The sequence below is a fragment of the Microcoleus sp. S13_C5 genome (assembly GCF_036700845.1).
Taxonomy (GTDB): Bacteria; Cyanobacteriota; Cyanobacteriia; order Cyanobacteriales; family Microcoleaceae; genus Microcoleus.
Window position 1 is genome coordinate 67,519 of record NZ_JAUBPR010000009.1, and the last position, 20,898, is coordinate 88,416.

Here is a 20,898-nt window from a genome sequence, read left to right on the forward strand (position 1 = left end):
TCAATTCTTAATCCCCGTCGCCGCAATCCCCCGAATAAACTGCCGCTGACCGGCTAAAAACAACAACACCACCGGCACTGTGCCAATTACCACCGCCGCCATCAACAACTGCCAACTGCTAGTAAACTGTTCCTGAAACTCAGCCAGAACCAACTGCACAGTCCGCAACTCCGGTCGCGTCGTAAACACCAGCGGCTTAAACAAATCATTCCACTCTCCGATAAAGGTAAACAAAAACAGCGTGACCAAAGCAGGGCGGGCCAAAGGTAACATCACCTGCCACAAAACCTGCCAGCGGTTAGCCCCATCCAGCATTGCCGCCTCCTCCAACTCCACCGGAACAGTCATAAAATACTGGCGCAGCAAAAAAATCCCAAAACCGTTAGCCGCCGTAGGCAAAATCAGCGCCCCGTAAGTATTCAGCAGATGACCCCACTTCAAAACCAAGAAAATCGGAATCACCAAAAGCTGAAACGGAATTACCAGCGTCGCCAAAACCCCCAACACAATCGCCTGTCGCCCCCGAAACTTCAGCCTGGCCAAAGCATAACCGGCCAAAGCAGAAGTCACAACCTGAAAACCCGTCACTGCGAGCGCCACTAGAGTAGAATTAAGGAATGCCAACAAAAAATTGCCCCGTCGCCAAGCCTCCTGATAGTTCGCAAAAGTCAGGCCTGTGGCCTTGACACCCACACCCGATGGTGATAAAGAAACCAAAAATACAGCAGCCAGTGGCAGCAGCACCAGCGCAGCACCCGCCAGCAACAAAATAAAACTCAGCAGTTCCAGCGCTTGAGACCTGTCAAAGGATTTACCCATAAATTTGTGAATTAACCTAAAATAATAAGCCTGTGAGGTTCTTTAACCCGATCGCCTCCCAGATTCCCATACAACAACATAATAGTCGTAGAGGGAAAGAAGGAGTACCTAGGGAGGAAGTTGTGATTAGGATATAATGTTATAGATAGAGTTGGTACTATAAAACCCTTAAAGGGGGAGACATAGACCGTATTTCTATCATCTATTTCTGGGCAAAAGATCGACTAACGACTAATTCAAGTAATTAGTAAATAGATAGCATTCTAGCGATAGTCTTTCTGGAGTGTTCGACGGCAAAAGTCCGGAAAACACGCTGAGGACGCCAGTTTTTCCCAGAACGTCAAAGAAAAGTTCTTTGTCGAAAGAATCCTCAGCTATAATCTTTGATTTAGATGGGGTGCGTTCAAAATAGGTAAAGTGTACTGTCACTGACCCCCAATTTTAAAGGGGTTTCCAAACATCCCACAAGCTTATATGAGGAGACTACATATCTATGCCCCAGCTTGAGGCCAGCCCAACAATTGACTTTCAAACCGAAACTTACAAAGATGCTTACAGCCGCATCAACGCCATTGTGATTGAAGGCGAACAAGAAGCTCACGACAATTACCTGACACTGGCCGAACTGTTGGCTGACAAAAAAGCAGAGTTAGTTGGCTTGTCCAAGATGGAGAACCGCCACATGAAAGGCTTCCAAGCTTGTGGCCGGAATCTTAAAGTCACGCCGGACATGGCATTTGCCAAGCAGTTCTTTTCGGAACTGCACAAAAACTTCCAGACGGCCGCGGCCCAAGGTCAGATTGTAACTTGCTTGTTGATTCAATCGCTAATTATCGAGTGTTTTGCGATCGCAGCTTACAACATCTACATCCCCGTCGCCGATGACTTTGCTCGCAAAATCACCGAAGGCGTCGTCAAAGAAGAATACAGCCACCTCAACTTTGGGGAAGTCTGGCTGCAAGCTCACTTTGAGGAATCCAAGGCCGAACTCGAAGCTGCCAACCGCCAAAACCTGCCCATCATCTGGAAGCTGCTAAACGCTGTCGCAGACGATGCCCGCGTCTTGGGAATGGAAAAAGACGCTTTAATCGAAGACTTTATGATTGCCTACGGCGAAGCCCTAGGTAACATTGGCTTTAACAACCGCGATATCATGCGGATGTCAGCACAAGGCCTAGCAGCCTAGTTAATTCGGAAATAAGGAATGGGAAAAAAATTAAAAATTAAAAATTAAAAATGGGATACCTCATTTTAAAATATACATTTTTAATCTTCCCATCTTCCATCTTCCATCTTCCATCTTCCATCTTCCTTCATTTGACAACTTAATGTTTGGTCTAATCGGTCACTTAACCAGCTTAGAACACGCCCAATCAGTAGCTAACGAGCTGGGCTATCCAGAATATGCCGATCAAGGTCTCGATTTTTGGTGCAGCGCACCGCCTCAAATAGTTGATCAGATCACGGTAACAAGCATCACTGGACAAAAAATAGAAGGGCGCTATGTCGAGTCCTGTTTTCTGCCCGAAATGCTAGCCACTCGCCGGATTAAAGCAGCCACTCGTAAAATCCTTAATGCGATGGCACACGCTCAAAAAAACGGGATTAACATCACTGCTTTAGGCGGCTTTTCTTCGATCATTTTTGAGACTTTCAACTTGCAGCAAATTAAGCAAATTCGCAATCTCAAGTTGGAGTTTGAACGCTTCACCACTGGTAACACTCACACGGCTTACATCCTCTGCCGCCAAGTAGAAGAAGCAGCCCCTAAATTGGGGATTGAACTTTCAAAAGCCACGGTAGCCGTTTGTGGTGCTACTGGCGATATTGGCAGTGCTGTGTGTCGCTGGCTCAATGTTAAAACAAATGTAGCAGAATTGTTGCTCATTGCCCGCGACAAAGAACGATTACAAGATTTGCAATCGGAATTGGGGCGAGGCAAAATTATGGACTTGGAAGAAGCCCTCCCCCAAGCGGATATTGTAGTGTGGGTAGCCAGTATGCCGAAGGGAGTAGAAATTGACCCTAAGACATTGAAGCAACCATGTTTATTGATTGACGGTGGCTATCCGAAAAATCTGGCAACTCAGGTTCAGCATCCAGAAATTTACGTACTCAATGGCGGCATTGTGGAGCATTCCCTCGATATTGAGTGGAAAATTATGAAGATTGTCAATATGGATGTACCGGGCCGACAGTTGTTTGCCTGTTTTGCTGAATCAATGCTGCTGGAATTTGAAAAAATGTATACCAATTTTTCTTGGGGACGGAATCAAATTACAGTGGAAAAGATGGAGCAAATCGGTCATATTTCTGTCAAGCACGGTTTCAGACCTTTAATGTCATTTTGATGTGATTTGGTGTAGTTATTGGTTATTGAGGAAAGTTTTTCTGATAATAACCAGTAACTTTTTTTATACAGTTAAGCGTTAACTATTAACTATTAACATTATCTCCGATCGCACGAGCCGAAGAAAAGTAGTTTGTAGTTCGGAACAAGCAGATGTGATTGGTGACAAAAGTTTCTCTTTAATTCTTCTGATATTTTAATTTTAGCGACAACAGATAATATAGACAGGGCTGTTAAAGCTTCCCAATGGGTGAGTGCGATCGCGCTGGTGTCGCTTTTTGGACTTAGGAACAGTTCAGCAGGGTTAGGTCTTTTATGGCGGTGGGGAACCCAGGGACGCTTGGAAATAGGGGCATAAAAATCAGAAGCAAGCAAAAATAGTGTAGCAAAAAACGAGGCTCAAGCCTCGGGTTTTCAAGAAGCTTAGTAAGCCAAGCATAATTCAAAATTTACAACTTCCAAATTTCCCCTCTTTTTCAGCATCCCCTGACAGGGTAGGATCTGGAAATAGTCGATCGACAAAACCTGACAAAACCTTATAGAAATTATCCGCGTGCCAAACCCAGACCGTAAACCCTTACTCTTAGATTTTGAAAAGCCCCTGGCCGAACTCGAAACCCGAATTCACCAGATTCGCGAACTCGCCGAAGAAAACAGCGTCGATGTCACCGACGAAATTCGCAAACTCGAAGCTCGCTCGGCCCAACTGCGACAAGAAATCTTCAGCAGCTTGTCCCCCATGCAGCGGCTGCAACTCGCCCGTCACCCGCGCCGCCCCAGCACCCTCGATTACATTCAGGCAATTAGCGACGAGTGGATCGAGCTTCACGGCGATCGGCGCGGGGGAGACGACCCTGCCCTCGTCGGTGGAATTGCCCGCATAGACGGGCGTCCCACAGTCATCATCGGCCATCAAAAAGGGCGCGACACTAAAGACAATATCGCCCGCAACTTCGGCATGGCTGCTCCCGGCGGCTACCGCAAAGCCTTACGGTTGATGGAACACGCCGATCGCTTCGGAATGCCAATTTTCACCTTTATCGACACTCCGGGTGCTTGGGCGGGCTTAGAAGCAGAACAGCTCGGACAGGGAGAGGCGATCGCCTGTAACCTCCGAGAAATGTTTCGCCTCGACGTTCCCATTATTTGCACCGTTATCGGCGAAGGCGGTTCCGGCGGCGCTTTGGGTATCGGTGTCGGCGAGCGGCTGTTGATGCTGGAACATTCCGTCTACACCGTCGCCACGCCAGAAGCTTGCGCGGCCATTCTCTGGAAAGACTCTGGGAAAGCTAACTTGGCTGCAGAAGCTCTCAAAATCACCTCCTGGGATTTGAAAAACCTCGGCGTTCTAGATCAAATAGTGCCAGAACCGATCGGCGGCGCTCACTCGAATCCCCTCAAAGCTGCGTCCATACTCAAACAAGCTTTGTTGGAAAACTTAGCAGAACTAACACAGCTTACGGGTCAGCAGCGACGCGAGATCCGGTATCAAAAGTTTCGCCACATCGGTGTATTCAATGAAATTGCGGCTTAAGCCGATCGATTCAGAGCTATGAGTTATGAGTGTAAAAATCTCTTACTTTAAACTCATAACTCACAGCTCACTATTCTGCGAATCAGTCAGCAGTGTTATAATTTCTCAGGTGACACGGCTTAACAGTTCTTAATGTTCATCTCATAATTAACTGTTATCACCCGCAGCAGACAGTTGTCTAATTTGCCGAAGAAGGCTGCAACGCTGTAGGGAGTTGCCGAGCGAAAGTATTAGGACACTGAATGAACCATCCAACAACAAAGCAGGCTCTGATAACCGGAGCCAGCAGCGGTATTGGCAAAGCGACGGCTCTAGCGTTCGCCGCCGAGGGCATAAATCTGGCCTTAGTTAGCCGAGAGTCAGAAAACTTAGAAGCCGTTGCCGCAGCAGCCCGAGAAGTCGGAGTGAAAGCAGAAGCTTATCCCTTAGACTTGGCAAAAATTGAGCAAGTGCAAAGCAGCATCAGCGCGATCGCAGCTCAATTGGGTTCGGTAGATATCCTGGTCAACAGCGCTGGCATGGGCTACACCGGCTCCTTAACGGAAACGCCGCTAGCCGACTGGCAGAGCGTTCTAGACCTCAATCTAACTAGCGTTTGGCAGTGCATTTTAGGAGTTTTGCCCTCCATGCGCGATCGCGGATCGGGAATCATCATCAACGTTTCCTCGATCGCCGGCAACCAAACCTTCCCCAACTGGGGAGCCTACTGCGTCAGTAAATTCGGTCTCATGGCTTTGTCTAAAACCTTAGCCGCCGAAGAACGGGCTCATGGAATTCGCGTAACAGCAATCTGTCCGGGTTCTGTCAATACTCCCATGTGGGACACAGACACCGTGGACGCCGACTTTGATCGCACCGCCATGTTAACCCCAGAAATCGTCGCCCAATCAATTCTGCACGCGGTTCAGTTGCCAGCAAGTGCAGTAATTGAAGAAATCACGCTCATGTCCAACGCAGGAGTTTTGTGAACTTGAGATTTTAGACTGCTGGATTTTTCTCGAATTCAACAATCTTTGAATCTCTAGCTATATCCCCCAATCGAAAATCGAAAATCGATTCACCCTCACACCAACTTGTTATGACAATTGCATCTTCCGCCGATTCCAATGGCTCGAACTCAATCTCGACTGACAGCATGAAACTGTTACAAACCGCAGAGAACAACTCCCCGCGCATCCCCACTCGACCCGATCGCAATTCCTCGCACGGCCAAGAATCCAATATACCCGTACCCTCAGAAGTAGGCCAGGAAGAAATGATGGAGGCCGTTCGCACCCTGCTGCTGGGAGTAGGAGAAGACCCCGAACGCGAAGGATTGCTCAAAACCCCGAAGCGGGTAGCAGAAGCAATGCGGTTTCTCACCAGCGGCTACACTCAATCCCTCGAAGAACTCCTCAACGGCGCTATCTTTGACGAAGGTCACAACGAAATGGTACTGGTGCGAGACATCAGCGTATTCAGTATGTGCGAACACCATATGCTGCCGTTTATGGGTCGAGTTCACGTCGCTTACATTCCCAACCAAAAAGTAGTGGGACTGAGCAAATTAGCCAGAATTGTCGAGATGTACAGCCGTCGGTTGCAGGTGCAAGAACGTTTGACTCGTCAAGTTGCCGAAGCAGTTCAGACAATATTGGAACCGCAGGGAGTAGCTGTAGTAATGGAAGCCAGCCATATGTGCATGACGATGCGGGGTGTACAAAAACCCGGTTCTTGGACGGTTACGAGTGCCATGTTGGGCGTGTTTCAAGAGGAACAGAAAACTCGTGAAGAATTCCTGAATTTGATCCGCCACCAACCGGCATTCTTTTAGTCAGTTGACAGTTGACAGTTGGCAGTTGGTATTTGGCAGTTAACAGTAATTAGTAGGTTGGGTTGAGAGACGAAACCAACATAATCTATCAAGCAAGTCTAATGACAGCCAACAGTCAGCAGTTAACAGTCAATCGATTTTAGATTTTAGATTTTAGATTTTAGATTGAAACATTGACCCCACGGATGAATCCGGGGGCTTGTATCCTGGATGCTTTCGATCAATAGCCAGAGTAAAGGCTTTGGAAGCAATTCCCTAATCTAAAATCTAAAATCTAAAATCTAAAATCAGATGACGATCGACTAATAAACCCATAAAATAGACGGGTGACTCATGACTTGTGACTAATGAATCCTATTAAATTCGGTACAGATGGCTGGCGCGGCATCATTGCTGACGATTTTACATTCGATCGCGTGGCGTTAGTAGCTCCCCTAGCGGCCCAAGTTCTCGCACAAACCAGCAGCAGCGATGGCAGCAGCGGTACCGTAATTGTCGGTCACGACCGCCGATTTCTGGCTGAAGAATTTGCCAAAACAGCGGCTATTGCCATCCAAAACGCAGGATTTGACGTGCTCCTTAGCGAATCCTACGCCCCTACTCCAGCTTTCAGTTTAGCTGCCAAACAATTAAATGCTTTGGGTGCGATCGTTCTGACAGCCAGCCACAATCCGGGTGCATATTTAGGGTTAAAAGTCAAGGGCGGATTTGGCGGTTCAGTTTCGCCGGAAGTTACTCAACAGATAGAAGCAAAACTCGAAAGTCCGGCGGCACTTTCAGCAACTCCCGGCAAATTGGAGAATTTCAATCCTTGGCCAGCTTACTGCAAAACCTTGCGGGAAACGGTAGATATTGAGGCGATTAAAGAAGCGATCGCCAGCGGCAAAATTACAGTATTTGTAGATGTAATGCACGGTGCCGCCGCGGGAGGATTAGCTCAAATTTTAGAAGTTCCGGTACATGAAGTCAATAGCGATCGAGATCCGCTGTTCGGCGGCGGTGCACCGGAACCTTTGCCGCGCTACCTGTCGCAGTTATTTCGGGTTATGCGTACTCACCAGCGAAAAAGTTCTGGTTTGTCGATCGGATTTGTATTTGACGGAGATAGCGATCGAATTGCAGCCGTTGACTCTAGCGGCAACTTTCTCAGTTCACAAATCCTAGTTCCCATATTAATAGAACATTTAGCAAAACGGCGCGGCTTGACCGGGGAAGTCATCAAAACAGTCAGCGGTTCAGACATAATTCCCAAGATTGCCAAGCTGTACGACTTGCCATTATTTGAAACGCCGATCGGTTACAAGTATATAGCCGATCGAATGTTAACCACCCAAGTCTTAGTCGGCGGCGAAGAATCAGGAGGAATTGGCTACGGTACACACATTCCCGAACGAGATGCTTTGCTGTCAGCGCTGTACTTATTAGAAGCGGTTGTCAAATCCGGGGAAGACTTAAGCGAAATTTACAGCCGACTGCAACAAGAAACAAGCTTTACTTCAGCTTATGACAGAATCGACTTGCACCTAGCAAACATGGAAGAAAGGTCGCGTTTGCTGTCGCTGTTGGAAAATCAACCTTTAACAGAAATCGCCGGCAAAGCAGTTGTAGATTGCAACAAAGTTGACGGATATAAATTCCGTTTGGCTGACGGAAGTTGGCTGTTAATTCGGTTTAGCGGTACTGAACCGGTGTTGAGGTTATATTCGGAAGCTGCGACTTTGAAAGAGGTGATGCAAAACTTAAACTGGGCGAAAGCTTGGGCGCATAATTAATTGCAGTTTTCAGCCGCAGATAAACGCAGACAAACGCGGATAAATTGATCTCAAATCTCTCTTTCTCAGGGTCCTCTGCGTTCTCTGCGGTAAAAAAATCTTCTTCACAAATAAAATCGTATTGCCCTAGCAATCCTCCCATCAATTGTGAACTCTTTCTCTTCTCTTCCTTCGCGTCTTCGCGGTTCGTAAAAAAACTCTGACTCACCAATGAAATACTATTGCTATATCAGGTGAATTTTAGGATAAAAGCAAATGGCATACAGCGATTTCAGCCTTGCGAGAGTCAAAAAAGATTTGGGATTAACCTTAGAGGAAAGTCGCAACTTATTTGTTAATACAAAACCCGTTTCGCCATCGGAAATTTTAACAACAATCCTGATTGATTATGTACCAGTAGCACCTTTTATTTCCACAGAAAAAGCTCGCTCATAATTTTTGATAGCCCCGATTTTAGCAGAAGTTCGGCGATTGTTAAACAAACGAGTTTCTCTTTTTTCCGGTAAGGATTTTACTGTCGATCCAGAAAGAGGCTTGCAAGGATTTTGCGATTATATTATTAGCGGTTCTTCAGAACAATTGTTCATCAGTGCTCCGGTTATAACAATTTTTGAGGCAAAAAAGGAAGATATCATTGGCGGTTTGGGACAATGCGCGGCGGCAATGGTGGCGGCTCAATGCTTCAATCAAAATCAAGGTACTGAGGTCGATCGCATTTACGGTTCAGTGACGACTGGCACTAACTGGAAGTTTTTGATTTTACAGGAAACTACTCTCTATATCGATCCGACAGAATACTATATTAAAGAGGTTGATAAGATTTTGGGAATTTTGTTGCAACCATTTTCCCAATCTTTTGTTAATATGGAGCCGTAAGTTTTAAGAGAAATAATGACCGATCGCAAATTGCTAGTTGTAGCTACGGGCAATCCGGGTAAACTCAAGGAAATGCAAGTTTATCTTCAGGATTTGGGATGGGAATTGCAGCTCAAACCGGAAGAGTTGGAAATCGAGGAAACAGGCGAAACTTTTATTGCTAATGCTTGCTTGAAGGCGTCTGAAGTCGCAAAAGCAACGGGCAAATGGTCGATCGCCGATGATTCTGGTTTAATGGTAGATGCACTCGACGGTCAACCCGGGATTTATTCCGCGCGCTACGGGAAAACCGATGCTGACAGGATATCTCGACTTCTCAAAGAATTGGGAAGCGAACAAAATCGGGAAGCACAATTTGTCTGCGCGATCGCGATCGCCCGTCCCGACGGTACAATTGCCTTGCAAGTAGAAGGAATTTGCCGAGGCGAAATCCTGCACACTCCTCGCGGTACAGGAGGTTTCGGATATGATCCCATTTTCTACGTACCCGCACAGCAACAGACTTTTGCCGAAATGACACCGGATATCAAGCGATCGCACTCTCACCGCGGTCGAGCCTTCCAAGCTCTTTTACCACAAATGGCGAACCTTGTCACCCGATAATGAAGAAAAAAGCCAAAACAGGGGGTAACTGTGGCATTGGATATTGACCCTTAGGTATCAAAACTAAACAGGAAAGAGGTTTTTCATTGGCAATGATTAGTTACCAACGACCAATGACCAATTACCAATGCCCAATGCCCAATGCCCCAGTATCTTAGATTGCCTCCAAGTTCTTTTCCCCAGTCCGAATCCGAATAATTTGTTCTACAGGAGAGATGAAAATCTTGCCGTCGCCAATCTCGCCCGTGCGGGAAGCCGCGATAATTTTATCAACCACCATGTCAACCTGATCGTTTTCCACAACAATCTCGACCTTGAGCTTTTGCAAGAACTCAACGGTGTACTCAGAACCGCGATAGCGTTCTGTCATGCCCTTCTGACGGCCAAAACCTCTAACTTCAGAAACAGTCATCCCCACAATACCAGCATTGACGAGTGCGATTTTCACTTCGTCTAGTTTAAAGGGGCGAATAATAGCTTCAACCTTTTTCAAGTTTCTCACTCCTAACAGTTAGTACCTTCGTTATATTACTTAATCGGCGTGACATCTTTTAATATCACTGCCAACAGCAAGTATTTTGTCAAGTATATTACCGTATCTTGTACTCGCGATGAAATGCACGCCAACCTTTAACAATCTTCTCGGATTTTCCTGGCGCGCGGGTTCTCGGCTCCGGCTGATCGCGGTAGAGTTAAGAAGACTGCAGTAGTCGTCCCCCGCCGATCTGCTAAAACAGAAAAAGAACGCAGGAGACAGGAGTTTTCCGAGTTTCCGCTTTGCTATGTCAGATTTGCACGTATTGCTGAAAACTATAATTGCCAGAGGCGGTCAGTTAAACTATTCCTATGCACCCAGCCAGCCCTCCCCCTGACCGCAGCGGGCTTGATGCCCTACTGAGAAATCGCCCCTTCCTCGCCTTGTGGACGGGCCAGTTATTGGCCCAGGTGGCGGATAAAATCTTTTACGTATTGCTGATTATTCTGCTGAAAACCGGCGACTACCGACCCTGGCCGGTTTCTTGGCAGCATTCGGAAAATTCTATGCTGTCAGCGGTGATGATCGCCTACACCGTGCCCGCGATCGTCTTTGGTTCCGCAGCCGGTATCGTCGTAGACCGCTTTTCTAAAAAGCAAATGCTGATTGCCTGCAACGTGATTCGAGCCGCGTTTATTGTAGCTTTGCCGTTTTTGCCCAAAGCTTTTGTGGTTTTGTTGACGATGACGTTTTTGATCTCTACCGTAACGCAATTTTTTGCTCCTGCAGAAGCGGCAGCCGTCCCCCTGGCCGTGGGGCGAGAGGGACTGATGTCAGCAAATGCTCTGTTCGCCTCGTCCACAATGGGCGGGATTATTATCGGGATGACGATCGGCGAACCGCTGTTTAGTTGGGTTAAACACAGCTTCGGAGCAGCTTCTCAAGAGTTTTTGCTGGGCGGGTTGTACCTGATATCAGCAGGTTTGATCTATGCCATGCGGATCAAAGAAGGTCATGCCGGCAGCAGTGGCAAAAACGTCCATCCTTGGCAAGATCTCAAGGAAGGTTTGCGCTATTTGAAACACAATCACCTTGTCAGCAACGCGATGGTGCAGTTGACAATTTTGTATTCCGTGTTTGCGGCGCTTCAGGTGCTGGCGATCGCGCTTTCAGGCAAAATAGGTCTCAAAGAAACTCAATTTGGCTTTTTGCTCGCTGCTGCAGGAATTGGAATGGTCTTCGGCGCAGCCTTTTTGGGACACTGGGGTCATCGAATGCACCACAAACCTCTGCCTTTAATCGGTTTCTTGATGATGGGTTTTGTATTAGCAATGTTTGCCTTTACTCGACTGTTGTGGGTGGGATTCGGATTGAGCGCTCTGTTTGGTTTTGGTGCTTCCTTAATTAACGGCCCGATGCAGGCTCTGATTCAAGAAAAAACTCCCGAATCTATGCGGGGTAAAGTCTTTGGATTTGAAAACAATGCGATTAATATTGCTCTGAGCCTGCCTTTAGCGATTACTGGCCCGCTGACAGATGCTGTTAGCAAAGCCGTTGGCTCGGATGACCTCGGCTTGCGGATCGTGTTGCTGAGTTTGGGCTTTTTGGTCTCCGTGATGGGCATGGCAGCTTGGAAACATACTCGCAAAGTATTGCAGGATGTTTTGTAAACTTGGCAAAGAAGGAAGTTCGGCAACGGATTGTGTAACGGATGTAACGGATGTAACGGATGTCAGGAAGAAGGAAGAAGGAAGAGGGGATGGTGTCAACTTAAGATCAAATGTAGTACCGATATACTGTTTGACGATGATTACCCAGAGCTCCTGATAGTTGGAGGGAACCGGAGCATTCTCTTTAGTTTCCCTTCTTAACGGGAATGGGAGCGGGATCGAGACTCGCGTTTAGACAAGATTTATCAAGGGTTTTAGGCGAGTGTTGACACCAATGGTAAGAGCGAAGATGGCTTTCTTTTCGCGATCGATCCCTAACATAGCAACCGCCCTGATGATTAGGACGTTCTTAATTGCTGAAACGATGGTTTTTCTTGTCGAATGCCGAATGACGAATGCTATACAAGGGTCATATCGCGGTAAACCGGCATAGAGGCCGCGATTTCCTCTGTTTCTTTTCTTCCTCTGCTGTTCCACAATGTCTCGATCGGGCGAACCCTGTGCGATCGCGAAATCTTTGGTAAAATCTCACCACTTAAATTTTCATAGTTTCATTAATTGAGATTAAAGTAGTATAAAAGCTTTCATTAAAAATCATAATTAGTTTAAGGAAGGAAATTCTGTGCAACTAAAAACTAAAGTGACCATCAGACGTGCAACTGGTGGATTTGCTCTGATTGACAGCTTGATCCGCCACGGCGTCAAGCATATTTTTGGTTATCCCGGCGGCGCAATTCTGCCGCTTTACGACGAACTCTACCGCGCAGAAGAAACTGGCGCTATCAAACATATTCTGGTGCGGCACGAGCAAGGTGCTGCTCACGCGGCCGACGGGTACGCCCGCGCTACCGGACAAGTTGGGGTTTGTTTTGCTACTTCGGGCCCCGGCGCAACTAATTTGGTGACGGGGATTGCGACAGCCCACATGGATTCGATCCCGATGGTAATTATTACCGGTCAGGTTCCTCGTCCGGCGATCGGCACTGATGCGTTTCAGGAAACTGATATTTACGGGATTACCCTGCCAATTGTCAAGCATTCTTATGTAGTGCGGGACCCGAGAGATATGGCGCGAATTGTGGCTGAAGCTTTCCACATCGCGAGTACAGGAAGGCCGGGGCCGGTGTTGGTTGATGTGCCCAAGGATGTGGGTTTAGAAGAATTTGACTATCTGCCCGTGGAACCGGGATCTGTGAGAATTCCGGGCTACAGGCCGACGGTGAAGGGAAATCCTCGGCAAATTAATCAAGCGATTCATTTGCTGAAGGAAGCGAAGCGTCCTTTGCTTTATGTGGGCGGCGGGGCGATCGCAGCGGCGGCCCACGAGGAAATTAAGGAACTCGCCGAACTTTTCCAATTGCCGGTCACGACAACGCTGATGGGCAAAGGTTCCTTTGACGAAAACCATCCTTTGTCGGTGAAAATGCTGGGGATGCACGGCACTGCTTACGCTAATTTTGCCGTTACCGAGTGCGATTTGCTGATTGCTGTAGGGGCGAGGTTTGACGATCGCGTGACTGGCAAATTAGACGAGTTTGCCGCGCGCGCTAAGGTGATTCACATCGATATCGACCCGGCGGAAGTCGGCAAAAATCGCGGCCCTGACGTGCCGATTGTCGGAGATGTCCGCCAAGTTTTGATCGATTTGCTGCGTCGCTGTCGGGAGACTGGAGTTTCGGGGAAGGCCGGACAGACTGCGGAATGGCTGCACAGGATCGATCAGTGGAAACAGGACTATCCGTTAGTTGTGCCTCATTACCCAGACATTTTGTCTCCGCAAGAGGTGATTTCCGAGTTGGCTACTCAAGCGCCGGATGCTTACTACACAACGGATGTCGGTCAACATCAAATGTGGTCGGCTCAATTCTTGAACAACGGGCCGCGCCGCTGGATTTCGAGCGCTGGTTTGGGCACGATGGGTTTCGGGGTGCCGGCGGCGATGGGCGCGAAAATGGCGCTACCCAATGAGCAAGTGATTTGTATTGCTGGCGATGCTAGCGTGCAAATGAATATTCAAGAATTGGGAACCCTAGCACAATACGGCATTAATGTCAAGATTGTGATTGTAAATAATGGCTGGCAAGGCATGGTGCGGCAGTGGCAGCAGGCGTTCTATGGAGAGCGTTATTCGTCGTCGAATATGACTGTGGGGATGCCGGATTTTGTGATGCTGGCGGAAGCTTATGGCGTGAAGGGGATGCTCGTTTCGCGGCCGGAGGAACTCAAAGATGCGATCGCTCAAATGCTCGCTCACGAGGGCCCGGTGCTGATGAACGTCAAGGTGACGAGGGACGAAAACTGCTATCCGATGGTAGTTCCAGGTAAGAGCAACGCTCAAATGGTTGGTTTGCCAGATCGTAGCAAGTTGCAATCTGCGGAGTTGGTTTATTGTCCCAGTTGCGGCGCTAAGAATGTTTCGACCAATAACTTTTGTCCTGAGTGCGGGACAAAAGTTTAACTAGGGACACGGCAATGCCTTGTTTGGCAGGGGTTTAAACCCCTGCCGAGCTTTCGGGTTAAGCGGTTTTTCCGGTTAAGTTGACACGATGAAAGGCAATGCGATGTCCTTACCCGGCTCTGCTGTTTCACATTTAAAACCCTCTCTGCTGGCATCCCATCGAGAGCTTTAATTTGTAATCTCTAAGCATATTTTATGAGCCAGTGTCTCAACCCTGATTGCCTATTCCAAAACCCCTCTGGCTCTACAAAATTTTGTCAAAAATGCGGGAAAAAACTGCTATTGGGCGATCGCTACGGAGCCAAAAAAATTATTGGACAAGGGGGATTTGGGCGCACTTTTCTAGCTATTGACGAGTATAAACCCTCCAAACCTCCCTGTGTTATTAAACAATTTTACCCCCAATTTCAAGGCCCTTCTAGTATCCAGAAAGCTACTGAGTTATTTGAGCTTGAAGCAGTCCGCCTAGAACAGTTGGGTAAACATTATCAAATTCCTGAATTATTAGCATATTTTAGTCAAGATGAACGGCAGTATTTAGTCCAAGAATTCATCGACGGTGAAAATTTAGCCCAAACATTAAAATCTCAGGGATATTTTAGCGAAACGCAGATTCGCGACTTGCTTAATAATTTACTGCCAGTATTCGAGTTCATGCACTCTCGCCAAGTTATTCACCGAGATATCAAGCCCGAAAATATTATTCTTAGGCAAGATGGGCAAATGGTTTTAGTTGACTTTGGAGCCGCGAAATATGCGACACAGACGGCTCTAGCGGTAACGGGAACCAGGATCGGGACGGCTGCATATACGGCACCAGAACAAGCCAACGGCAAAGCTATTCATGCGAGTGATATTTATAGTCTGGGTGTCACTTGTCTGTGTCTGTTAACTGAGGTTGAACCGATTGATTTATTCGATGATAGCGAGTTTGAGTGGGTGTGGCGAGAACACTTAAAAACATCTGTCAGTTCGGAACTGGGTCAGATTTTAGATAAAATGATACAACCTGCTATTAAAAAACGTTATCAATCTGCTACTGAAGTGTTCCAGGCTCTTGCTTCTCAATCACCTCAATTATCAGCTCAAACACCTCCACCGGCACCGCCACCAGACTCGCTTAAATCAGCGCAGGGTGTTGACTATACTCGTCTGCGGGATTTATTGGCCACAGGGGAGTGGAAAGATGCGGATCAGGAAACCTTCAAGGTGATGTTAAAAGCTGCTAGACGGGAGAAGGAAGGCTATTTTAATACGGAATCGATCGAGAATTTTCCTTGCGATGATTTGCGGACGATCGACCAATTGTGGGTAAAATACAGTCAGGGTCGTTTCGGCTTTAGTGTCCAGAAAAAAATCTGGTTAGAAATAGGCGGTAAAGTTGATTATGACACTGAATGCAAGCTAGGCGATCGTGTGGGTTGGAGAAAGAGGAGAAAGGGGAGGAAAGGTTGGTTGGAGTACGATGATTTAACCTTTAATCTGGAAGCACCACGGGGGCACCTCCCGTCGTGTGCGCGTGTGTTTGCGTGGGGGGGAGAAGGATTGGGTTGGGTTGTTGGGGTGTTGGGGTGGTTGGGGTTGGTTGTGTGGTTCTCTCTTCTCTCGCATCGAGAACTGTAAGCTGTAATCTATAGCGATTTCAGCCCTTTGTCAAGTATTTATTCTCGAACCTTTTTTACTTTACGAATATAGGGTTAATTAGCGAACAGTAATACACCAATCCTATTAAAATATATACAGCTTAGATATGCCCTAGGAAATAGAATTTACAACCGAATCTTTAGCAGACATAAAAATTCTCGGACCTATCGATCGCATCGAGAGCTTTAATCTGTAATCTCTAAGCCTATTTTATGAGCCAGTGTCTCAACCCTGATTGCCTATTCCAAAACCAGTCTGGCTCTACAAAATTCTGTCGAAAATGTGGGAATAAACTGCTATTGGGCGATCGCTACGGAGCCCAAAAAATTATTAGACAAGGAGGATTTGGGCGCACTTTTCTAGCTATTGACGAGTATAAACCCTCAAAACCTCCCTGCGTTATTAAAAAATTTTACCCCCAAGTGCAAGGCACTTCTCTGACGGGACGACAAGTCGCCTGAAAAATAGCTGTCGGGGCGACAAGTCGCCTATAAGGCTGATAGAATAAGTCTCATAGCTCTTAAACCTTGTTGATAATTAGGTAGTGTGTGTGGAGACAAAGACATTAATTCAACAACAAACTGCCAATTACTAGACATTGAATCGACCCAGGATTCACCCCAGAGTCCAATATAAAAAGTGCTAGGCATAGCATATTTTTTGTGGCTTTCTGTTTTTCTACCTAGATATTTTTGAACTTGCTTGGATTTAATATCTATCGCTTGAATGATACTTTTCAAGTATGATAGCGATAGCAAAATTAATAATTTACTCAATCGGTCGCCCGTTAAATTAGTCTTCTCTAAGTTATAGCCTCCGCCTTTAAAGTCTCTAAACATTTATTCAATTCCAAATCTTTTTGCATAAGCATCAACTGCGGCTTGTATATCTGCCAAGCTTGTCAGAATATACCAAGGCTCTGCAGTGGTAACATTTCGATATTTACCCAGCCACTTACCTGCTAGATTAAACCCCGTAATGCGCGTGCAGTTTTTGTAATCGTTACGTCTTGATTGAAGAAGCTATTTCCTGGCTCTAATCCTAGCATTTTTAGTTCAGCCCATAACTCCTCTTCCGTCGGAAATGCAAACATTCTTTTTGAGTCGCAAACAGAAATCTACTTTCTTCTCCCTAAGCCAGTTTGCGAGGGTAACCCTACAAAATTCACGCTCTCATAACACGATCAAGTTATAATCTGATCAGGTGGCGAATACGGGCGTTAATACGAATTGTTGATTTTCTAATGTGCTGTTCCCTTGTTCAAGCATTTTCCCATAAATAGGAATAGCTCTTTTTCGCCAAATCATGCTAACCATCAAAATATTATTTGATTGCCATTTGGTTCGGTTTATTGCTAAATATACAACCTTATTCTGTTTGACACTACCTTTGAGCCAACCAATCACCAGTGGTAACAAAATATCATATAGAGTCCATTCATCCTCCAATAAAAATCTATGATTTTTTTCTTCTACTTTCAAATTTAATGGGAATCGCTAGTTTGGTCGCTATACTTTCTAATGTGACTTCTTTAATCTATTGCACTACTTGAATCAACAAAATTGTCCATAAGTAATTAGAACGTGTAAGCTTTTCTGACAAATGGGCATGATATGATTCTGGTATCATTTAATTATTTTTGGGTAAAAAGCTCTCTTACCCTATCTTTTTTCAGGCAATTTGTTTAGGATTGCCTCCCTGCCTATTTTTCAGGCGACTTGTCGCCCCGTCAGTTCCAGGGCAAAGAGTGGAACTGTACGAAGGTGCAACTGATTTACCAATACTTAATGGGATTGAGCTAGAATTGACTGTTGAAACAGTTTTTAGCTGGTTAAGTTTTAGTTAAGTTAAAAAGAGCGTGAAGCGACTCTATCCCGTAGGGAATCGCCATTCTTAAACAACAGAAATAACCACTCGAAAACCCACAATACTAGCCTTACAATCCGGCTGATATCTGAGGCGACACGCGCTGCGACAATTCGGAGGATGATCGTTCCAAGAACCCCCCCGCAACAACCTCAGCGAAGAGTCCCCGTCTGACTCCCAAACGCTACCATCCGCAGGCGCACCGTTATAATTATTGTGCCAAGAATCCGCGCACCATTCCCAAACATTTCCGTGGAAATCGTACAATCCAAAAGCATTAGGTTTAAAACTACCAACATCTGTCGTTTGAAAGCGATAAACTCCCTTCGGCGCGTCAGCGTAATTAGAATTTCCATTGTAGTTGGCTAACTCACTGGTAATCGTTTCCCCAAAGTGAAATGGCCCCGTAGTTTGCCCCCGGCAAGCATATTCCCATTGGGCTTCGCTAGGCAAGCGATAATTCTTACCAGTTTTGCGAGAAAGTCGATCGCAAAACTCCACAGCCTCGTACCAAGATACATTTTCTACAGGTCGATTTGCACCTTTAAAACGGGCAGTATCGGGATTGAGAAATATTTTAATTTCCGGCAGCGCCGCTACTGCTGCCCACTGTGCCTGAGTGACGGGAAATTTGCCCATATAGAAAGATGCTAAAGTTACTGGGTGCTCTGGTTTTTCGTCGCTGTCACCCCGATCGTTTGGGGAACCCATGAGGAAAGTACCGCCACGAACAGATACCATTTCCAGGACTGTACTGCTACCGAGATGTTCTTCAAAAAAACGCGCTTTGCCGCTGTTAACATTAGTTGGCTTCCCGCTCTTGTCTACTGTCACCACCTGAAATTCAAAAGTGCTTTTGACAGCAGCAATTCTCTGCGATGCCTTGTTCACTGGCGGATTGGTGTTGGATTTTTTCCTCGGATTGACAGAGATATTGCTGTTGATTTGCCCGCTTTGATTTAGCGGGGTATTGATAGCAAGTTGTCCTCCCTTTATCATAAAAGAATTTAGAGCAAGTTGCCCTCCATTGGCACAATGGGGTTGGGGAGGTAAAGAATAGAGATTTAAAGCTTTGATTACTTCATCAGCAGATTGATATCTATTTTTGAGATAATCTTGAATTAATTTGTCTAAAACATTTGCCAACTCGCTGCTGATTTTTGTGCCGGCTGGCAACCGTTCTCTCCAAATCCAGCCGCCGTTTATCGGGTCGTAAAGGTCATCGGAACCGTCAGCTTTTGGCAAACATTGAGTTAGCAGTCTCAGGCAAGTTATCCCCAAACTGTATAAATCGCTTCCGGGGAAAACTTGACCGCGCATTTGTTCTACCGGCGAATATCCGGGCGTTCCTACCGTTGTGCCTACTTGGCTCATCAGCGAACCCGTCACTTGTTTGGAAATACCGAAATCTATCAAAACTAACTCTCCCCGCCCTCCCCTTCGGAAAGCTGAATTGCGAAAATTGCCCACCTTTGGCAATGATGAGCTAACAGAGGTGCGACGGCGGATGATATTCTCAAGTTTGATGTCTCGGTGAATGACATTGCGATCGTGCACAAATTTCAGAATCGGCAAAATATCTGCCAGCAACTGCCAAATTTTTTCTTCGCTAAAAACACCCTGCTGAGTTAATTCTGCTAGTAAAGTTTGCCCTTCAATCAACTCTTGTACTAAATAAAGTCGCTTGTCTTGTTCAAAATAAGCAATTAATCGAGGAATTTGGGGATGTTCGCCGAGTTCGTAAAGTCGTTTCGCTTCTTGCTTAAACAATTCTGCGGCTTTTTCAAGTGCTGAGGTTCCTTGAAATTGCGGTACAAACTGCTTGATTACGCAGGGATCGTCCATGCGATCGGTATCTACCGCTTCATATGTTCTGCCAAATCCCCCTTCGCCCAACAGTCGAATCACGCGGTAGCGGTTTCTGAAGAGAGGCGTGAGGTCAGACTGGCCGCAACTTTGACAAAATTTAGAGTTGTCGGGATTGAAAGGATGGGAACACGTGGGATTAGAACAGTAGAACATATCTGGGAAGAAATGATCTGGTTAAGGTTATGATATATCTTTTTGGCTTCCTTATGGAGCAGTAAAAATTTGCAAGCTGTTCTACATTTAAATTTAAGCTTTCAGGCGGGAGCTCCTGCCACCCGAGAAGAGTTATAAGAAATCGATTTGAGAATAAAAAATAGTAGCCCGATCGACATCCGTAGCATTTAGTATTAAATCAAACACTCTAGAATTATCGGCCTAATGTTGTGAAGCCGACATCGACATATCGATCCACAGGTAATTTTGAAGTATGGGGTATTGCGATCGCTCTTGGGCGCGTTTGGACTAACCGGACGGCGACAACCATTGTAATTCAACAGATAATTCATGCTTTGTTCCGGTGAGGGCGCAATGTGTTATGCGGCGAGATCGACGTAACTGTTACCATGACTTGTTGTGCCACTGTCAACTACAAGCTCTGACAATCTTATTTATGGGCGGATTTTTTAAACAGTTTGGACGCAGCACCTCTCAAAATGTGCGGTAGTAACTTTGGGCCCGGCAAGAACACAATCCCTAACTGCTGCATTAATCCAAGTGCATCGCCGTGTCCCCAATGCTCCGCGATTTTGCCGTTCTCGACTCGATCGATGTGCATAATCGCCAAGCTGATTTGTTTGCCCGTTGGCGGCAGACCCTGAAATTCTCCGAGGTGTTTTGCTGTGAACGTTCCGCACGTCACCACTTTATTGTCTGCAACCACGACCTCATCAAAAACGTGTTGACCCTGACTAAAAGCTAAATAAAACGACATCCCGAACTGCTTGAACCCCTCCCCGTCCAATGGCTTTGGCATTCCCGCCATGTGAGCAATAAAATTCGGCGCTAGAAGCTCTAAGGCTTGTTCCATTTTGCGATCGTCGAACGCTTTGTAGAAGTGGAGAACGATTGCTTTGTTTTGATCAGTCAGCATACATAATTTTGTTTTGAACTAAATTGTAACGCGACTTACGCTCGTGCGATCGCCCCATC

At 46.3% G+C, this 20,898-nt stretch carries 18 protein-coding genes and 1 pseudogene; 13 read left to right on the forward strand and 6 right to left on the reverse strand.

What is annotated here, in order from left to right; all coding sequences use genetic code 11:
- Entirely contained in the window at positions 1–819 is an 819-nt protein-coding gene (locus QUA04_RS04550) for a carbohydrate ABC transporter permease (RefSeq protein ID WP_333254178.1), read from the reverse strand.
- Between the two features lie 493 nt (positions 820–1,312).
- Between QUA04_RS04550 and QUA04_RS04555 the strand changes: the two genes are divergently transcribed.
- From QUA04_RS04555 to rdgB, 9 genes are all read left to right on the forward strand, one after another.
- The gene (locus QUA04_RS04555; RefSeq protein ID WP_333254180.1) at positions 1,313–2,005 is read left to right on the forward strand and encodes an aldehyde oxygenase (deformylating); all 693 of its coding nucleotides are present in this window, start codon (positions 1,313–1,315) and stop codon (positions 2,003–2,005) included.
- 142 nt (positions 2,006–2,147) lie between these two features.
- Positions 2,148–3,170 (forward strand): long-chain acyl-[acyl-carrier-protein] reductase, encoded by a 1,023-nt coding sequence (locus QUA04_RS04560; RefSeq protein WP_333035377.1) that lies wholly within the window; start codon positions 2,148–2,150, stop codon positions 3,168–3,170.
- A 552-nt stretch (positions 3,171–3,722) separates the two neighbouring features.
- Positions 3,723–4,703: an acetyl-CoA carboxylase carboxyl transferase subunit alpha gene (gene accA / locus QUA04_RS04565; protein ID WP_333254183.1), complete on the forward strand. Its 981-nt coding sequence runs from the start codon at positions 3,723–3,725 to the stop codon at positions 4,701–4,703.
- Between the two features lie 242 nt (positions 4,704–4,945).
- Positions 4,946–5,671: an SDR family oxidoreductase gene (locus tag QUA04_RS04570; RefSeq protein WP_333254185.1), complete on the forward strand. Its 726-nt coding sequence runs from the start codon at positions 4,946–4,948 to the stop codon at positions 5,669–5,671.
- 110 nt (positions 5,672–5,781) lie between these two features.
- A complete protein-coding gene (gene folE, locus QUA04_RS04575; protein ID WP_333254187.1) occupies positions 5,782–6,516 on the forward strand; it encodes a GTP cyclohydrolase I FolE in 735 nt (244 codons plus the stop codon).
- 347 nt (positions 6,517–6,863) lie between these two features.
- Entirely contained in the window at positions 6,864–8,288 is a 1,425-nt protein-coding gene (locus tag QUA04_RS04580) for a phosphoglucomutase/phosphomannomutase family protein (RefSeq protein WP_333254189.1), read from the forward strand.
- A 255-nt stretch (positions 8,289–8,543) separates the two neighbouring features.
- Positions 8,544–8,723 (forward strand): hypothetical protein, encoded by a 180-nt coding sequence (locus tag QUA04_RS04585; protein WP_333254191.1) that lies wholly within the window; start codon positions 8,544–8,546, stop codon positions 8,721–8,723.
- Positions 8,724–8,759: 36 nt separating this feature from the next.
- On the forward strand, positions 8,760–9,164 hold the full coding sequence (locus tag QUA04_RS04590) for a hypothetical protein (protein WP_333254194.1): 405 nt from the start codon (positions 8,760–8,762) through the stop codon (positions 9,162–9,164).
- A gap of 15 nt (positions 9,165–9,179) precedes the next feature.
- Complete coding sequence (rdgB, locus tag QUA04_RS04595) at positions 9,180–9,767, forward strand: RdgB/HAM1 family non-canonical purine NTP pyrophosphatase (RefSeq protein WP_333254196.1); 588 nt, start codon at positions 9,180–9,182, stop codon at positions 9,765–9,767.
- Positions 9,768–9,921: 154 nt separating this feature from the next.
- On the opposite strand, the gene QUA04_RS04600 is transcribed toward rdgB, so the two are convergent.
- Positions 9,922–10,260 (reverse strand): P-II family nitrogen regulator, encoded by a 339-nt coding sequence (locus QUA04_RS04600; RefSeq protein WP_006633346.1) that lies wholly within the window; start codon positions 10,258–10,260, stop codon positions 9,922–9,924.
- Between the two features lie 353 nt (positions 10,261–10,613).
- On the opposite strand from QUA04_RS04600, the gene QUA04_RS04605 reads away from it, so the two are divergent.
- The 4 genes and pseudogenes from QUA04_RS04605 to QUA04_RS04620 all read left to right on the forward strand — a co-directional run.
- On the forward strand, positions 10,614–11,912 hold the full coding sequence (locus tag QUA04_RS04605; protein WP_333254198.1) for an MFS transporter: 1,299 nt from the start codon (positions 10,614–10,616) through the stop codon (positions 11,910–11,912).
- A 622-nt stretch (positions 11,913–12,534) separates the two neighbouring features.
- Complete coding sequence (gene ilvB / locus QUA04_RS04610; protein ID WP_333254201.1) at positions 12,535–14,370, forward strand: biosynthetic-type acetolactate synthase large subunit; 1,836 nt, start codon at positions 12,535–12,537, stop codon at positions 14,368–14,370.
- 195 nt (positions 14,371–14,565) lie between these two features.
- Complete coding sequence (locus QUA04_RS04615; protein ID WP_333254203.1) at positions 14,566–15,993, forward strand: serine/threonine-protein kinase; 1,428 nt, start codon at positions 14,566–14,568, stop codon at positions 15,991–15,993.
- Between the two features lie 233 nt (positions 15,994–16,226).
- Positions 16,227–16,451 (forward strand): annotated as a pseudogene (locus QUA04_RS04620) (4-Cys prefix domain-containing protein); the annotation flags it as partial.
- Between the two features lie 51 nt (positions 16,452–16,502).
- Here the strand turns inward: QUA04_RS04620 and QUA04_RS04625 are convergent.
- The 4 genes from QUA04_RS04625 to QUA04_RS04640 form a co-directional block, all read right to left on the reverse strand.
- Positions 16,503–16,853: a hypothetical protein gene (locus QUA04_RS04625; protein WP_333254205.1), complete on the reverse strand. Its 351-nt coding sequence runs from the start codon at positions 16,851–16,853 to the stop codon at positions 16,503–16,505.
- A 360-nt stretch (positions 16,854–17,213) separates the two neighbouring features.
- Positions 17,214–17,495 (reverse strand): hypothetical protein, encoded by a 282-nt coding sequence (locus QUA04_RS04630; RefSeq protein ID WP_333254207.1) that lies wholly within the window; start codon positions 17,493–17,495, stop codon positions 17,214–17,216.
- Between the two features lie 412 nt (positions 17,496–17,907).
- A complete protein-coding gene (locus QUA04_RS04635) occupies positions 17,908–19,902 on the reverse strand; it encodes a bifunctional serine/threonine-protein kinase/formylglycine-generating enzyme family protein (RefSeq protein ID WP_333254209.1) in 1,995 nt (664 codons plus the stop codon).
- Between the two features lie 451 nt (positions 19,903–20,353).
- Positions 20,354–20,839, reverse strand: a complete 486-nt coding sequence (locus tag QUA04_RS04640) for an ester cyclase (RefSeq protein ID WP_333254211.1) — start codon at positions 20,837–20,839, stop codon at positions 20,354–20,356.
- Between the last annotated feature and the right edge of the window lie 59 nt (positions 20,840–20,898).

Excerpts from the sequence above, each read along its gene's own strand:
- QUA04_RS04550 (WP_333254178.1), bottom strand. The coding sequence starts at position 819 with ATGGGTAAATCCTTTGACAGGTCTCAAGCGCTGGAACTGCTGAGTTTT.
- QUA04_RS04555 (WP_333254180.1), top strand. The coding sequence starts at position 1,313 with ATGCCCCAGCTTGAGGCCAGCCCAACAATTGACTTTCAAACCGAAACT.
- QUA04_RS04560 (WP_333035377.1), top strand. The coding sequence starts at position 2,148 with ATGTTTGGTCTAATCGGTCACTTAACCAGCTTAGAACACGCCCAATCA.
- QUA04_RS04570 (WP_333254185.1), top strand. The coding sequence starts at position 4,946 with ATGAACCATCCAACAACAAAGCAGGCTCTGATAACCGGAGCCAGCAGC.
- folE (WP_333254187.1), top strand. The coding sequence starts at position 5,782 with ATGACAATTGCATCTTCCGCCGATTCCAATGGCTCGAACTCAATCTCG.
- QUA04_RS04580 (WP_333254189.1), top strand. The coding sequence starts at position 6,864 with ATGAATCCTATTAAATTCGGTACAGATGGCTGGCGCGGCATCATTGCT.
- QUA04_RS04585 (WP_333254191.1), top strand. The coding sequence starts at position 8,544 with ATGGCATACAGCGATTTCAGCCTTGCGAGAGTCAAAAAAGATTTGGGA.
- rdgB (WP_333254196.1), top strand. The coding sequence starts at position 9,180 with ATGACCGATCGCAAATTGCTAGTTGTAGCTACGGGCAATCCGGGTAAA.
- QUA04_RS04605 (WP_333254198.1), top strand. The coding sequence starts at position 10,614 with ATGCACCCAGCCAGCCCTCCCCCTGACCGCAGCGGGCTTGATGCCCTA.
- QUA04_RS04615 (WP_333254203.1), top strand. The coding sequence starts at position 14,566 with ATGAGCCAGTGTCTCAACCCTGATTGCCTATTCCAAAACCCCTCTGGC.
- QUA04_RS04625 (WP_333254205.1), bottom strand. The coding sequence starts at position 16,853 with ATGTTTAGAGACTTTAAAGGCGGAGGCTATAACTTAGAGAAGACTAAT.
- QUA04_RS04635 (WP_333254209.1), bottom strand. The coding sequence starts at position 19,902 with ATGTTCTACTGTTCTAATCCCACGTGTTCCCATCCTTTCAATCCCGAC.
- QUA04_RS04640 (WP_333254211.1), bottom strand. The coding sequence starts at position 20,839 with ATGCTGACTGATCAAAACAAAGCAATCGTTCTCCACTTCTACAAAGCG.